This is a genomic window from Thermosynechococcus sp. PKX82, from assembly GCF_031583255.1.
Lineage (GTDB): Bacteria > Cyanobacteriota > Cyanobacteriia > Thermosynechococcales > Thermosynechococcaceae > Thermosynechococcus.
Map to the genome: position 1 here is coordinate 2026636 of NZ_CP134169.1, position 14223 is coordinate 2040858.

General features: G+C 53.3%; 15 protein-coding genes. 7 read left to right on the plus strand and 8 right to left on the minus strand.

Annotated features, from left to right (window positions below):
• The first annotated feature begins 65 nt into the window (after positions 1 to 65).
• The 5 genes from cofH (at position 66) to RHH53_RS10085 (ending at position 5645) form a co-directional block, all read left to right on the plus strand.
• Positions 66 to 1247, plus strand: a complete 1182-nt coding sequence (cofH, locus tag RHH53_RS10065; protein WP_302677695.1) for a 7,8-didemethyl-8-hydroxy-5-deazariboflavin synthase subunit CofH — start codon at positions 66 to 68, stop codon at positions 1245 to 1247.
• Entirely contained in the window at positions 1244 to 2872 is a 1629-nt protein-coding gene (locus RHH53_RS10070; RefSeq protein ID WP_310743743.1) for a DUF3352 domain-containing protein, read from the plus strand. Before cofH ends, RHH53_RS10070 begins: the two co-directional genes overlap by 4 nt.
• Before the next feature lie 43 nt (positions 2873 to 2915).
• Positions 2916 to 3845: a pentapeptide repeat-containing protein gene (locus tag RHH53_RS10075; RefSeq protein ID WP_206200045.1), complete on the plus strand. Its 930-nt coding sequence runs from the start codon at positions 2916 to 2918 to the stop codon at positions 3843 to 3845.
• A gap of 57 nt (positions 3846 to 3902) precedes the next feature.
• Positions 3903 to 4988, plus strand: a complete 1086-nt coding sequence (gene leuB / locus RHH53_RS10080) for a 3-isopropylmalate dehydrogenase (protein ID WP_206200046.1) — start codon at positions 3903 to 3905, stop codon at positions 4986 to 4988.
• A gap of 126 nt (positions 4989 to 5114) precedes the next feature.
• On the plus strand, positions 5115 to 5645 hold the full coding sequence (locus RHH53_RS10085) for a YqhA family protein (protein WP_149819084.1): 531 nt from the start codon (positions 5115 to 5117) through the stop codon (positions 5643 to 5645).
• 29 nt (positions 5646 to 5674) lie between these two features.
• Here the strand turns inward: RHH53_RS10085 and RHH53_RS10090 are convergent, their stop codons facing one another.
• The 3 genes from RHH53_RS10090 to RHH53_RS10100 all read right to left on the minus strand — a co-directional run bounded on the left by RHH53_RS10090 (position 5675) and on the right by RHH53_RS10100 (position 8708).
• Complete coding sequence (locus RHH53_RS10090; protein ID WP_310743744.1) at positions 5675 to 7813, minus strand: EAL domain-containing protein; 2139 nt, start codon at positions 7811 to 7813, stop codon at positions 5675 to 5677.
• A 141-nt stretch (positions 7814 to 7954) separates the two neighbouring features.
• Positions 7955 to 8269, minus strand: coding sequence for a hypothetical protein (locus RHH53_RS10095; protein WP_310743745.1), 315 nt, complete (start codon positions 8267 to 8269; stop codon positions 7955 to 7957).
• 307 nt (positions 8270 to 8576) lie between these two features.
• On the minus strand, positions 8577 to 8708 hold the full coding sequence (locus tag RHH53_RS10100; protein WP_302677689.1) for a hypothetical protein: 132 nt from the start codon (positions 8706 to 8708) through the stop codon (positions 8577 to 8579).
• A gap of 119 nt (positions 8709 to 8827) precedes the next feature.
• On the opposite strand from RHH53_RS10100, the gene nrdR reads away from it, so the two are divergent.
• Positions 8828 to 9316, plus strand: coding sequence for a transcriptional regulator NrdR (gene nrdR / locus RHH53_RS10105; RefSeq protein WP_206200049.1), 489 nt, complete (start codon positions 8828 to 8830; stop codon positions 9314 to 9316).
• Here the strand turns inward: nrdR and RHH53_RS10110 are convergent.
• The 4 genes from RHH53_RS10110 to RHH53_RS10125 are packed head-to-tail and all read right to left on the minus strand — an operon-like array spanning position 9313 to position 12120.
• Positions 9313 to 10509, minus strand: a complete 1197-nt coding sequence (locus RHH53_RS10110; protein WP_310453757.1) for a GNAT family N-acetyltransferase — start codon at positions 10507 to 10509, stop codon at positions 9313 to 9315. The two genes, nrdR and RHH53_RS10110, sit on opposite strands and share 4 nt — an antisense overlap.
• Before the next feature lie 44 nt (positions 10510 to 10553).
• Positions 10554 to 11546, minus strand: a complete 993-nt coding sequence (locus RHH53_RS10115; RefSeq protein ID WP_206200051.1) for a pentapeptide repeat-containing protein — start codon at positions 11544 to 11546, stop codon at positions 10554 to 10556.
• A 48-nt stretch (positions 11547 to 11594) separates the two neighbouring features.
• The gene (locus RHH53_RS10120; RefSeq protein ID WP_302678207.1) at positions 11595 to 11846 is read right to left on the minus strand and encodes a hypothetical protein; all 252 of its coding nucleotides are present in this window, start codon (positions 11844 to 11846) and stop codon (positions 11595 to 11597) included.
• Positions 11839 to 12120 carry a helix-turn-helix transcriptional regulator gene (locus RHH53_RS10125; RefSeq protein ID WP_011057702.1) on the minus strand — a complete coding sequence of 94 codons (282 nt, stop codon included), beginning with the start codon at positions 12118 to 12120 and terminating at the stop codon, positions 11839 to 11841. Before RHH53_RS10125 ends, RHH53_RS10120 begins: the two co-directional genes overlap by 8 nt.
• Positions 12121 to 12163: 43 nt before the next feature.
• Between RHH53_RS10125 and RHH53_RS10130 the strand changes: the two genes are divergently transcribed.
• On the plus strand, positions 12164 to 13561 hold the full coding sequence (locus tag RHH53_RS10130; protein WP_310743746.1) for an aminotransferase class I/II-fold pyridoxal phosphate-dependent enzyme: 1398 nt from the start codon (positions 12164 to 12166) through the stop codon (positions 13559 to 13561).
• On the opposite strand, the gene RHH53_RS10135 is transcribed toward RHH53_RS10130, so the two are convergent.
• Positions 13558 to 14103 (minus strand): DUF3727 domain-containing protein, encoded by a 546-nt coding sequence (locus RHH53_RS10135; RefSeq protein ID WP_302677684.1) that lies wholly within the window; start codon positions 14101 to 14103, stop codon positions 13558 to 13560. The genes RHH53_RS10130 and RHH53_RS10135 overlap by 4 nt on opposite strands.
• Positions 14104 to 14223 lie beyond the last annotated feature (120 nt).

Here is a 14223-nt window from a genome sequence, read left to right on the forward strand (position 1 = left end):
TAGAAAAGGGCTGTGCTTAAGCTGAAGAAAGAGTGACCTAATGTCCTAAAGGTGGAGTAGATTCGATGCAGACCATAGGGGCGATCGCTGAGCTAGAGGCGGCTCTTGCCAACAATGGCATTTCTGCCCAACAAGCCCTCACCCTTTTGACAGCCGCTCTTCCCTTAGCCGCAAGCAGTGATCCTCAAGAACCATTGCCCCCCCTCCTCAGGGCACTACAAACCGCGAGCGATCGCCTGCGCCAACAACAGGTAGGCGACACCGTCACCTATGTGATCAACCGCAACATCAACTTCACGAATATCTGCGAGCAACACTGTGGCTTTTGTGCCTTTCGTCGCGATGCCACCGCTGCCGATGCCTACTGGCTCGACATTGACACGATCCTGAGCAAAGTGGCTGATGCAGTTGCCCAAGGGGCGACAGAAATCTGTATGCAGGGGGGACTCAATCCAGCCGCTAAAGAATGTGGCTCCAGTTTGCGCTATTACCAATCCCTCGTGCGGGACATTAAAACGGCCTTTCCTGAAATCCATCTCCACGCCTTTTCGCCCCAAGAAATTCAATTCATTGCCCGCGAGGATGGCCTCTCCTATGCCCAAGTGATTGATGTTCTGCATCAGACTGGGGTGGACTCCATGCCCGGTACCGCTGCGGAGGTGTTGGTGGATCGGGTGCGCTCAAAAATCTGTCCTGAGAAAATGAACACCGCGACATGGCTAGAGATTGTTGAAACCGCCCATCGTTTGGGGGTATGGACGACCAGCACAATGCTCTGCGGTCACATTGAAACGCCAGCGGATCAGGTGGCTCACCTACAACACCTACAGCAACTTCAGCAAAGGGCTTTGGAACACGACTATCCCGCGCGAATTACCGAGTTTATTCTGCTGCCCTATGTGGGGGAACTTGCCCCCAAGGCAATGCGACAATGGGTAGGACACCCGCAACCGCAGTTATTACCCACACTTGTCCTCACGGCAGTGGCACGGTTGTTTTTAGGGCGATGGATTCCGAACCATCAGCCTAGTTGGGTCAAACTGGGTCTTGAGGGGGCAACCATGGCCCTGAATTGGGGCTGTAATGATTTGGGGGGAACACTGATGGAAGAACACATTACCTCAGTGGCTGGAGCGCAGGGGGGCACGGGCGTTAGTCCAGCAGATCTGGTGGCCGCAATTGGCTCCTTAGGGCGAACCCCATGTCAGCGCACCACACTTTACCATCCCGTTGGAGAGTTGCGATGACCACGGAATCTCAGCCTTCGGTTCAGTCTCCCCGTCGGTTCCGCCCTTGGCTGGTGGGGGGTATTGCTGTGGTTATTGTCGGGGCAGCCGCCGCTGCGGGGGTCTTCCTGTGGCAACGGTTTAGTCAACGTCCGATCGCGCCCGGAATGGCGATCGCCCCCAATAGCGCCCTACTGACCCTCACTTTACCCACGGATCCCAAGCCTTGGGAAGCCCTTGCCAAAAGTGGCCTGTTACAAGCCCAACCTTGGTTGAACCCCAGCTATGATCCGCTCTCGCCAGAGGGGGTGAATTTGGCGCAACTGGATTACCTCAAGGATGTGCGCCCGTTTATTGGTGACCAAGCCACAGTGGTCTTGTTGCCCATTACCCCAGAGTCCGTCAGAGAATTGCCGGTACCGCCCCACGTTTGGATTGTGCCGACCCTAAATGTACCGATGGGGGAGCAACTGCTGCAAAGCGTCATTGGCGAGCCGATCACAGAAATCAACGGCGTGAAAATCTTCAAGGCCAAGGGGATTCTCCCTGACCCCGATAGCGGCGCGATCGCCCTTATTACGCATGAGAATCAGGCCTACATCATTTGGAGTCAGCACCAGAGCGCCCTGCAACAAGTCATTGCCACCGCCCAAGCCAACAACGGCATTGGCAGCCAGCCCACCTATCAACAGGCAGTGAAAGGGTTATCGGATCATCGCCCTTTGGTGGAACTTTATTTGAACCTACCCGCCTTTTTAGCCAGTCAGATGGCCGCCCCTGAAGGAAGTCTGCCTGAACCGCCGCGGGAACTGCAAGGGATGGTGCTCACCGCAGACATGACCCCTGAGCAAATTGAACTGGAGGCAGTGACGTGGCGTTCGCAACCGGATCAAGCCCTTGTCAGTGAAGGTGACAGCCGTGAACTGAGCCGTCTGGTGCCAGAGACCACCTTGGCCTTTTACAGTACGGGTTCCTTTCGGAATTTATGGCAGAACACCCCTGTCTTTGTTCAAGAAACAATTGCCAATACGGTTAAAGATCTCACAGGCCTTGATTGGCAACAGGCCTTTGTGCCTTGGATGGATGGTGAATTTGCTGCCGCCTTTGTGCCCGTTCCCGCCCTAGGCAATGCCCCTAGTTTGCTCTTTCTGAGTCAGACCAGCGATCGCCCCCAAGCCAGTCAAACCCTGAGCCAGCTCGATACCCAAATTCGCGATCGCCTACGGTGGCAAGTACAACAAACCGCCCCTGAACCGCAACCCCTCACCACTTGGCGCATTCCTCCAGGCCTGCCGGTGGGGCAGCATGGCTGGCTAAATGACCAGACCCTCTTTTTGGGACTTGGCCCGTTGATGGATATGCGTACCCCCCCTACGCGCTCCTTGGCTGACTCTCCCCTCTATCGTGCAGTGCTTCCCCATCCCAAGGGCACCCAGTTTTACCTCAATTTGAGTGATTTGGCGCCGTTGCAAAATAACTTGCTGTTGCCACAGTTAGCCCCTGAAATCGCGCGATCGCTCCAACCCTTTGCTGCCCTAGGCATTACCAGTCAGGTGCGAGATAATCAGTTTACCCACTACATGGCTCGAATTCGCCTAAAACCCCTCTCACCACCGGAGGTTCAGCCAACGCCGGGGGAACCCTAAAACTAGACGCAGATTTGCTACTGAAGGACATGACTGAATTACTGTGGAACCAGATGTTTTGCTGAAACGATATAGCGTGGGCGATCGCGACTTTGCCGGGGTACGCTTGCGCCGTGCTAACCTGAGTCGGTGTATTTTGACGGGCATTGATCTTTCCCGTGCCGATCTCACCGATGCTGCCCTACAGAGCACGAACCTGCAAGGGGCTGATTTGCGGGGGGCAATTCTCACTGGCGTGAATCTTAGTCAGGCGGATTTGCGGGGGGCGGATCTGCGGGGCGTGATTTTAATCAGTGCCGATCTCCGCTGGGTGTCGTTGCGCAAGGCCAACCTAACGGGGGCGGATCTCAGCCGTGCCAACCTTGCCAATGCCGATCTCAGTGAAGCCAACCTCACCGGTGCCCAACTGAGTGAAGCGATTTTGCGGGATGCTAATTTGACCCTCACGGATCTTACCCTTGCTGAGCTAGAACGTGCCAACCTCACCCGTGCCAACTTAACGGAAGCCTACCTGCGGGGCGCTGATCTTGCGGATGCCGTCTTGCGGGAAAGTCAACTGGTACAGGCCAATTTGCGCGGTGCCAACCTCAGTGCCACCAATCTGTACCAAGCCAATTTAGAGCGAGCCGTCCTGATTGGGGCGAATCTGCGTCGTGCCCGTCTTGAGGAAGCCCATTTGCGGGAAGTGGCCTTCAAAGAAGCCAACTTACGCCATGCCTGTTTGGACAAAGCCAATCTTGTTGGTGCCGATTTACGGGGAGTGAGCCTTGCCCAAGCACTGTTGCGGGGAGCCGATCTCAGTTCCGCGATTCTCATTGGTGCCAACTTAATGGGGGCGAATCTCAGCGGTGCCGATCTGCGGGGAGCCAATCTCATTGAAGCGATTCTTACCGGTGCCAGCCTCAATGGCGTTGATCTCAGTGCTGTGGATATGAGCGAGGCGATTTTGCCGGATGGCTATCTCTCGGAATAGCCTCAAGGGAAGACCGCTGCTGGTGTAGATTAGAAGATCGGTGATTTTGAGACAGGCATGGCAACCACGTATCGCATTGCTGTTTTGGCCGGGGATGGTATTGGTCCAGAAATTACGGCTGTTGCCCTCGATGTGTTACAGGCGATCGCCCCTCGCTTTGAATTGGCCTTTGACTTTATTCCTGCCCTTGTGGGCGGCTCTGCCATTGATGCTGTGGGGGAACCCTTGCCAGCAGCAACGCTGGAAACCTGTCGGCAAAGTGATGCCGTGCTTTTAGCCGCCATTGGCGGAACGCAGTGGGATAGCTTACCCCGTCATCTGCGCCCGGAGACGGGATTACTTGCCCTTCGCGCTGGTCTGGGTTTATTTGCTAACTTACGCCCCGCCAAGATTTTTCCGCAGCTGCTCCATGCCTCGTCCCTCAAGCCGGAAGTGATTGCCGGCGTGGATCTCATGGTGGTGCGTGAACTGACTGGCGGCATTTACTTTGGTCAACCGCGCGGTATTTTCACCACGGAAACGGGTGAGCAGCGGGGGGTGAATACGATGGCCTACACCGCCACGGAAATTGATCGCATTGGCCACGTGGCCTTTGAAACGGCTCGCAAACGGCAGGGCAAACTCTGCTCGGTGGATAAAGCCAATGTCCTTGAAGTTTCCCAACTGTGGCGCGATCGCCTGACTGCGCTTAGCGCTGAATATCCCGATGTGGAACTCAGCCACCTCTATGTGGACAATGCCGCAATGCAACTGGTGCGTGCCCCGAAACAGTTTGACACAATTGTCACCAGTAACTTATTTGGTGATATTCTCTCCGATATTGCTGCCATGCTCACGGGCAGTATTGGTATGCTTCCCTCCGCCAGCCTAGGGGAATCCGGGCCGGGTCTGTTTGAACCGGTTCATGGCTCGGCGCCCGACATTGCCGGCCAAGACAAAGCGAATCCCTTGGCAATGGTACTCAGTGCGGCCATGATGCTGCGTTATGGCCTCAACCAACCAGCAGCAGCGCAAGCGATCGAAGAAGCGATTACTGCTGTTTTAGATCAAGGCTACCGCACTGGCGATTTAATGGCTGAGGGCTGTACGCTGGTGGGCTGTCGCGAAATGGGCAACCTCTTGATTAAAGAATTATCCCAATAGGCTCCTACTCCTTTGCTAGTAATCTTCAACTACTAACCCCTAGCTATTACTCCCCCAACATTGCCCACCTTCTTTGATTGGCGAGTGCCTCTGCTAGGATGTTAGGAGCTTTTGGTGCTCTTGGTAATGCGAAGATTATCCCAACTGGAGAGGCTTGTTGAGCCTTTTCTCTGGTATTTCCGTCTTTTTGTCATTATTCCCGTCATTTTTAGCCTACTCAGTACCTTTGCTCTATTTATTCTCGGCAGTCATGAAATTCTTTTAGGGCTGGGCATCCAATTTCGCAATTATGGGGATTCCACAATTTATATCAAAACCCTTGGCTACATCATCACGGGTATTGATTTGTATTTAATTGGCATTATTTTGTTGCTGTTTGCCCTCGGTATCTATGAACTGTTTATTTCTAAAATTGATGCGGGTCTGGCTCGCGATCGCGCCACTGATGTTTCCCTGATGCAGGCTCAGAGCTTAGATCAGCTTAAGGATAAACTGCTAAAAACAATCGTCATGGCTCTAGTGGTGACTTTCTTTAAGCAACTGATTGCCTTCAATGTCAAAACGCCCCTTGACCTACTCTATCTGGCCACCGCAATTCTGATTATTGCCATCAGCACATACTTGATGTACCGCGTCAGTTCAGAAGCCCATCACTAGATGCTTAGGGTTTCCAAGAAATGGTGTTTCTAAGTAGCATGAATCTGCGCCAACAGGGCATCCACCTGCTCAATACTCAGGGGTTGCGAGAAATAATAGCCTTGGGCATAGTCACAGCCCAGTTCCCGCAGTCGCGTCACTTGATAGGGATGCTCCACCCCTTCGGCAATCACTTCGAGTTCTAGCCCCTTGGCAAGGCTGACAATGGCATCAATGACGAGGTGTTTTTGGCTAGTTTCGGTGATCAGCTTCACAAAGCTGCGATCCACTTTGAGGATGTCAATGGGAAGATTGGTCAAGTAGCACAGGGAAGAATAACCCGTGCCAAAGTCATCGAGGCTGAGCTTGATGTCTTGAGCCTTGAGTTTAAGTAATATGTCGCGCACCTGATCGGGCTGATCAATGCCTACACTTTCGGTCATTTCGAGGTGCAGGCAATGGGGGGGAATCTGGGTTTGCGCCAAGGCGGCTGAGATTTGCTCCAAAAGGGCAGGGTACATCAGTTGCCGATTCGATAAATTCACATTCACAGCAAGCTGAGCCTGGGGAAATGCCTCATGCCAGTGCTGAAGATCGCGGCAAGCCCGCCAGATCACCCAATCGCCAATGGGCAAAATCAGTCCCGTTTCCTCAGCAAGGGGAATGAAGCGATCGGGCAGTAATAAACCTTGGGTGGGATGTTGCCAGCGAATCAGGGCTTCAAAACCGTAGAGACGATTATCACTAAGACGATAGATGGGCTGATAAAAGAGGGTAAATTCATCCCGCTCAATAGCTTGGCGCAACCCCACTTCAAGGGAGAGGCGATCGCGCGCCATCAAATGCATTTCTTCACTAAAGACTTGATAGCGATTGCCCCCCGCCAGCTTGGCACGATACATGGCAATATCGGCATTGCGCAAGTAGTTTTCTGCTTTTTCAATGTGGGACGATCGCGTGGCCACGCCGATACTCACCCGCAGCGTAATTGGTTGATCTTTGACCATAAAGGGTTTATCGAGTTCACAGCGAATGCGATCGCACACCCCCAAAGCATCGTTGTTGTCACGAATATCATCCAGCAAAATCACAAACTCATCGCCGCCAATACGAGCCACGGTGTCATCGGGGCGCACAATTCGGGTGAGGCGATTGGCCAATTCAATCAAAATCAAGTCACCGCAACTGTGGCCGAGGCTGTCGTTAATGACCTTGAACCGATCAATGTCAATGAACAAAATGGCAAACTTGTAGTCGGGACGACGCCGACCATGGCGAGCCGCCTGTTCAATGCGGTCAAAGAGGAGCGTGCGATTGGCTAGCCCCGTCAGCGAGTCATGGAGGGCATCATGGAGCAACTGTGCCTCGGCAAGGCCATGTTCCGTCAAATCGGTCAGAGAACCTGCAACCCGCGTGGCATTCCCGTAGGCATCCCGCAACACCAGCCCCCGTGCCAACGCCCAGCGATAAGAGCCGTTGCGATGTTGAATGCGAAACTCTTGGTGGAAATGGGGGGTTTGGCCGCGCACATGGAGCATTAAATTCAATTTGACCCGCTCAACATCTTGGGGGTGTATCCGCTTGAGCCAATCGTCAATGTGGTTGCCAATTTCGTGATCCTGATAGCCGAGAATATTTTTCCAGCGCGAGGAATAAAACGTCTCATTGGTCGTCAAGTTCCAGTCCCAGATGCCATCATTGATGCCACGGGTGAGCAACGCGTAGCGATCGCTGGTTTCCAGCAACGCTGCTTGGGTCAACTTCATATCCGTGATGTTGTAGCCGCAGATCAGGCCTGCGCCATTGGGAGACCGCACAAAAGCCCAGATCACCTCTAGGACTTGGCTATCTGCACCATGGACAGGTACCTCCTGCCAACCGCTGGGGGGATGAATCATCCAGTAGCGAATTTGCCGCTGGGTCTCTGAATCGGGAAAGCATTGACTCAAAAAGTCCTGCGACAGTAAATCTGCTGTATCCCATCCCAATTGGGTCGTGACCTCTTGGTTGATGGAGTAAATCTGCCCTTCATTGTCATAGAACAGGATCAGCAGAGGTAAACGGGCACAAACCCCCCGCAGCAACTCGTAGGGGTCTGCACTGGCTGGAAAATCAAATCCATAGCCCGCCTGCCCACCCATGATTGGCCGACCAAATTGAGGAAACAAAAACGAGGCATCGTGCTCCATAATCCTATCCTAGCTTTGGTGTTTGGGAAATAACAGCTGAAGCCAGCCAATGACCCTTGAAAGACCCCTTCCCTTTGGAGCCTCCTTCGACATCATTCGTTGCAAACCCCGCAGATTTTTGTATTTTCTAACCTGACTGGTTCAGCAGTAACTGTATTGTTGCCCTACCTCTGATGAGGTATATTTTAATCCCAAAACCCAGAAAATTTGCTGAGTGATTGCCTCATATTGCTCACTAGAGAGGAGGTCTTTTTTCTGATGTAAAAGAAGTAGCCGACTCAACTGTTCGGTAGCGGTTGCCAACTCCTCAGCCTCGGGATAAAGACTCTCCAATACAGCGCCCAGATCCGCTTTTGCCGTAGCCACCCCTTCAGCAATCACAGGCTTGAGCATTGGCGCATACTGGCGCAGTAGATGCCGTAGGTAATAAATTTGGGAAATGGATAGGTGTAGCATAATTACTTGATGCCTGCTTTGCCAAGGGAACAATAGAAAAATTTTGGCTTCATTCAAAACCTACCACGCACCTCGGGGAAAAGGGGTTGCTTAGGCTACACTATCTTAGGGAATGTTCTAAATTTTTCTTTAATTTCTTGCTGCTTTTTTATTGATTAGACTCGTCCTTTGCTCTTATCTTTATGATTCTTAACATTTTTTTATAGTCAATCCCTAGGGTCTCCTAGGCTTTTTTGCGGCCATTGAGGGGTCGTTGCAACGAAACTCTTTTCAGAACGATAACGGCAAGGCGGTTGGTGTTTTCAGCCTAGTGCGCAAAAAAGCCCACAATCACCAGCGGAATAAAGAGGCTTAGGGCAGCAATGAGGAGTAAATTTTCTGGCTCGACGTTAATGATCGTGGGTTGATTACGTTTCTTTTGGGGGTTTGGATCGGTCATGGCAGGATACCCGATGGATACCCCTAGCCTAACAAACGCTGTCGCAGCCCTTGCGAATGTTAATCGCTCGAAAGAATCGGCTATGATACTCTCAGGTGCCTAAATAAGCGGGGATCCCTATGCAGTGTCCCTATTGCCACCATACGGATAGTCGGGTTCTAGAGTCTCGATCGGCAGAGGGGGGGCAAAGTATTCGGCGGCGTCGAGAGTGCCTCCAATGTAGCCGTCGCTTCACCACCTACGAGCGGATTGAGTACGTTCCTATTACGGTCATTAAACGCAATGGCGATCGCGAGTCCTTTGATCGCTCAAAATTGTTGCGGGGCATCATGACCGCCTGTGGCAAAACCAACATTCCCCAACAAAAAATTGAAGCCCTCGTAGATGATATTGAGGCGGATTTGCAGTTGCGATCGCGCCGCGAAGTCACCAGCGCTGAATTGGGGGAAGCAGCACTCCAACGGCTGCGTCATCTTAGTGAAGTGGCCTATGTTCGTTTTGCTTCGGTCTATCGCCAGTTCCAAGGGATTAGTGATTTTGTTGCCGAATTAGCCCATCTCCAAGAGACCCCTGCTTCACCAGAGTTGGTGACGGCCTCCCAGTCTTAGCGCTGCTTCATCGGTAAGTCGGCATTAATTGTGTCAATGAGCCGCTGCTCCTCGTCATTGATCTGGTCAATGTAGTGATCAAAAATTTGCGCTAACTGCGGTGCATAGAAGCGGTGCAGGCTGTAGTTGGGCGTCGCTGGGAAGCCCCGCCGTTTTTTATGGCGTCCGCCCGCCCCCGGATCAAAGCGCTGAATGCCGTTGGCGATCGCCCATTCAATGGGTTCATAGTAACAGGCATTGAAGTGCAGGCAATCAATCTCCTGGACACTGCCCCAATAGCGACCGTAGAGATTGGCTCCCTTGGTAATACAAAACGACATGGCAATGGGACGCTGACCGCCATTGCTGGGATAGGCAGCAAAGAGCACCACGCGGTGACGATAGCGATCGCTCAGGGCTTCAAAAAACTGCCGTGTTAGATACTTGCTGCCCCACCAGCCAAATTTGTCGCAGGTATCGGCATAGAAATCGTACATCTGTCGCAACAGGCTGCGGCTGACCTCATCCCCCTGATGAACTCGAAACGTGAGATCCGCTTGAGCCACGGCCTTGCGTTCCCGCTTGATGTTGCGGCGTTGGTTGGCATTGAAGTCCGCCAAATAGTCGTCAAAGGTCTGATAGTTGCGATTTTGCCAAATGTAACTGTGGTGGAGCCACGCACGATAACCGTAGGCTTCGGCAGCGGGTTGCCATTGGGGATCGACGTAGAGAAAGTGGCAACTGGAAAAACGGTGACGCTGACAGAGGCGATCAATTTCGTGGAGCATCACCTTGGTCATCAGAGCCACATCCACTCCCTCGGCCATGAGAAAGCGATAGCCCACCGCCGGCGTAAAGGGCGCCATCCCCAGCAGCTTCGGATAATAGCGAATGCCCAACCGCGCCGCCAGCTCTGCCCATTGGTGATCAAAGACAAATTCCCCTTGACTGTGGCCTTTGACATAGAGGGGAGCGGCAGCGACCAGTTCCCGCTGACCTTGGCGATCGCGCCAAACCAAGAGATGATGGGGGAGCCAACCGGTTTGCAGCGTTGCACTGCCAGAGGCTTCAATTTGGTGCAGCCATTCCCATTCAAAGAAGGGGGTTTCTAGGGGCAACGCAAGAGCATCCCACTGCTCCTCGGGAACGCTGGCGATCGCATTCACCCACTGAATCGTTAGCTCCGGTGCCAGTGCCGCTGCAAACTCTGCCATACCCCTCAGGGAAACTGTGTCTCTGTTGTACTATAGCAAGTGCTTTAGATAAAGACACTGCCATCGGGCATTAATGCCTGCTCCAAGCAAGCCTCCAGCAACAGGGCACTACTGAGATCAGCACGTATTAGGTTGGCTTGACGTAAATTGGCACCCTTGAGATTCGTGCGGGCTAGGTAGGCATCAATGAGCCGAGCTTCTTGCAAATCCGCCCTAGTGAGATCCGTACGCCGCAAATCCGCCTTATTCAAAACCGCTTCCCGCAAGTTCACCCCTTGAGCTTGGGCATCATCAAGCCGCGCCTCAGAGAGAATCGCTTGACTTAAATCCGCTTGCGTGAGAATCGCTCCCCGCAGGTCTGCTTGAGCCAGCCGCGACTGCCGTAAGTTGCTTCCCACCAGATTCGCCTCATAGAGAATGGCACGGGTGAGAATCGCCCCCTGAAGATTGGTATTTGCCAAATTGGCTTGGGTCAGGTTGGCGGCATTAAGGTTGGCCTCCTTGAGATTGGCTCCCTTGAGGTTAGCCCGTGATAAATCCGCTCCTGCCAAATTCGTTCCTTGGAGATCGACTTGGCGGAGATCTGCACCCACCAGACTTGCCCCCTCCTGATAGTTCTCTTTGCGAAAGTTAGCACTGCGCAGACAGGAGCCAGCCAAAACCGTATGGCTTAAATTCACCTGTCGCAAGTCACTACTCAGGAAGTTGCAGTCGCGAAAAACCGCTAATGTGAGATCTGCCCCCTGCAAATTGGCGCGATCAAAAACGCAACCATGACATTGGGCATCACGAAAATGGCTATCGTTAAAAACTGCTTGGGTAAAGTTGCATCCTTCCAAGCGTGCTCCCGTCAACAGAGCATAACTAAAATCAGCACGGCCAAAATGACAGAACTGCAAGTGTGCCCCCTGTAAACTAGCACCCCGCAAATCAATGCCGATTAAATCGGCGCCAACCAGATTGAGGCCAGTCAGATTCACAGTTTGAAAATTGGTTTGACCCTTGGCATAGCAGGCGAGCAATTCTGCGGATTCCATCGTTAGTCTCCAGCAGGGAGCAGCATTGGCATTCCAGCAATACCATACCTATAGTGAACCCTGCCAGTCCCCATACTGCAGTCCATAGTGTTGGAGAATCTCCTCACAGCGTGCTTGCATGTTTGGCGTTGGCGGCCAAGTCACGGCAATGCCTTCAATTTGGCTCAATTCGTAGTCAAAGCGGGAACAGGTTTGGGGCAACAGCCGCACAGAAATCCCATCAAGTAACTGTAAGTGGGCAGCCAGCTCACGATAGACGGCCAGTGGCAGGCGGGGATTGTAGTACACACGTTCACTCATGGGGCTGGGTAGGGGGGGTGGGCAGTGCACAACAATTGACATCATTCAAGCAAACTTTACCCCACGCTAAAGCCCAGCGCACAAGTGCCACACGATTTTCTGATTTTGTTTTCATCAGAATATTACTGATATGGTTATCTACCGTACGCTTGCTGATGTCTAGTTTGGCGGCAATGTCTTGGTTGGTTAGCCCCGCCGCCACAAGCTCCAACACCTGTAGCTCACGCTCCGACAGCAGTGAATACTCCAACCGATCGTCTTGCGGTATAGACATCCCTAAATCCGTATAATTACTTAGACCCTTATACTCATTCTAGTTGACGATTTCTCTCCTTGCTGCTCTTTTAGCCCAAAACCACACGATTCCCTTACACACGCCCGGCCATCAACGGGGTCGAGGCATGGAGCCGCTGTTGCGTGCCCTTTGGGGAACGGCCTTAGCCCAAGATTTAAGTGAGTTGCCCGGCCTTGATAATTTGGCGCAGCCAACAGGAGTCCTGGCAGAGGCACAGGCGGCGGTAGCAGCGACGGTGGGGAGCGATCGCGCTTGGTTTTTGGTGAATGGTGCCACCAGTGGTCTTTTAGCCGCACTTCTAGCCACGGTAGGGCCGGGCGATCGCGTTCTTGTGGGGCGCAATGTCCACCGCTCAGTGATTGCGGGACTGGTGTTAACGGGGGCGAAGCCCGTCTATTTGGGAGTCGCGGTTGATCCCCAGTGGGGGCTGCCGTTGCCCATTACCCGTGATGTGGTTGCCGCCGGCTTGGCTGCCTATCCCGATACCAAGGCGGTTGTGCTTGTCAGTCCCACCTATGAAGGCCTTTGCTCACCCTTGGTCGAGATTGCTCAGTGCGTCCATGACCACGGTTTGCCCCTCATTGTCGATGAAGCCCACGGCAGTCATTTTGCCTATCATCCCGCCTTTCCGGTAGCTGCTTTGGCCGCAGGCGCAGATGTGGTGGTGCAGTCGTGGCACAAAACCCTCGGCACGTTAACCCAAACGGCAGTGCTGCATCTGAAGGGGGAGCGGGTGTCTCCTGAGCGCTTGAGTCAAGCCCTGAACCTCGTGCAAACCACCAGTCCCAGCTATTGGTTTTTGGCAGCCCTTGAGCGGGCGGGGGTGCAGATGGCTGAGCAGGGAGAGCAAATCTACGCCCGACTTCTCCAGTGGGTTAAGACCTCTGAATGGCCTTTGCCGCGCTGGCAGCCCACAGGCATCCCTCAGGATCCGCTGCGCTTGACCCTAGGTACTTGGCCAATTGGACTGACGGGCTTTGAGCTGGATGCGCTGTTGCAACCGCAAATTATGGCCGAGTTGCCCAGTGGGCGATCGCTCACCTTTTGCCTTGGCCTCGGTACCAGCCAAACAATGCTCGAAATCTTGGTCGATCGCCTGAAAAGTGTTTACGCCGAATACGTTCACAATGCGCCTCTGCCGCCACTGGCCATCCCCCCAATCCCTAACCTTGAAGAACCTACGCTCTCACCACGGGACGCCTACTTTTGCCCACAGGTCTCGGTTCCCCTCAAGGCGGCCTGCAATAAGATTAGCGCCGAGACACTCTCCCCCTACCCACCGGGAATTCCCGCTGTTATCGCCGGGGAACGGATCACTGCATCAGTGATTGAAACCTTGCAAACCCTCCAAGAGCTGGGGGCAGAGATCGTGGGGGCTGCCGATCCTACGCTACAAACCCTAAGAATCTGTAGGGTCTAGTCTTCCCAGTCCTCCTCTTCAATGAGATGGCTCACCAAATGCTGTTCCAAGAGGGGTTGCAGGTGTTGAAAATCTTGGGGAGAGAGCAGTTCGGGTTCTTGACCGGGGACAAGACGGGCAACGTACAGGGTCGGACTCAGGGGCGTATAAACGCTGTATTCTCGCGTACCGCAAAAGAAGCTACTGCCGAGGGGTTGATACTCCTCAATGTCATCATCGGCTTCCACCTCAACCGTGAGAATCTCATCTTCATCTAGATCCGGTAGTTCACCCGCTACGGTGAGGGTCAGTGCAGTGCGCTTGAGGGTGAGGTTTTGTTCTTCAAGGATGGCACGGGCTGTATCAAAGACCGCATCAATTTCCTGCTCCTCTAGGGGCACCAAGGTTTCTTCCTCGTCGTTTTCGGCCACGACCGCAAAAATTTCTACGGGATAGTCCACTGGCCGCAGCAGCGCATAGGTTTCCCCTTGCACATTCAGACGAAACTCGATGTAGCAGTCGAGGAAGCGACCGTCATCATCGTAAAGGCGGAGTTGCTCCATCTCCTCCTCGAAGTCTTCCTCCTCCCAGGGCTGCTCATTACTGTTTTGCTGGTTTTGATAGTTTGAACCCATGCTGCTTCGGTAAAAAGATTCCCTATGGCATTGGAGCATACCATGTAG

Bases quoted from the DNA above. Each gene is read 5' to 3' on its own strand.
- RHH53_RS10120 (WP_302678207.1), bottom strand. From the start codon at position 11,846: ATGAGTGAACGTGTGTACTACAATCCCCGCCTGCCACTGGCCGTCTAT.
- RHH53_RS10100 (WP_302677689.1), bottom strand. From the start codon at position 8,708: ATGACCGATCCAAACCCCCAAAAGAAACGTAATCAACCCACGATCATT.
- RHH53_RS10135 (WP_302677684.1), bottom strand. From the start codon at position 14,103: ATGGAGCAACTCCGCCTTTACGATGATGACGGTCGCTTCCTCGACTGC.
- RHH53_RS10115 (WP_206200051.1), bottom strand. From the start codon at position 11,546: ATGGAATCCGCAGAATTGCTCGCCTGCTATGCCAAGGGTCAAACCAAT.
- RHH53_RS10090 (WP_310743744.1), bottom strand. From the start codon at position 7,813: ATGGAGCACGATGCCTCGTTTTTGTTTCCTCAATTTGGTCGGCCAATC.
- leuB (WP_206200046.1), top strand. From the start codon at position 3,903: ATGGCAACCACGTATCGCATTGCTGTTTTGGCCGGGGATGGTATTGGT.
- RHH53_RS10085 (WP_149819084.1), top strand. From the start codon at position 5,115: ATGCGAAGATTATCCCAACTGGAGAGGCTTGTTGAGCCTTTTCTCTGG.
- RHH53_RS10125 (WP_011057702.1), bottom strand. From the start codon at position 12,120: ATGTCTATACCGCAAGACGATCGGTTGGAGTATTCACTGCTGTCGGAG.
- RHH53_RS10095 (WP_310743745.1), bottom strand. From the start codon at position 8,269: ATGCTACACCTATCCATTTCCCAAATTTATTACCTACGGCATCTACTG.
- cofH (WP_302677695.1), top strand. From the start codon at position 66: ATGCAGACCATAGGGGCGATCGCTGAGCTAGAGGCGGCTCTTGCCAAC.
- nrdR (WP_206200049.1), top strand. From the start codon at position 8,828: ATGCAGTGTCCCTATTGCCACCATACGGATAGTCGGGTTCTAGAGTCT.
- RHH53_RS10110 (WP_310453757.1), bottom strand. From the start codon at position 10,509: ATGGCAGAGTTTGCAGCGGCACTGGCACCGGAGCTAACGATTCAGTGG.
- RHH53_RS10070 (WP_310743743.1), top strand. From the start codon at position 1,244: ATGACCACGGAATCTCAGCCTTCGGTTCAGTCTCCCCGTCGGTTCCGC.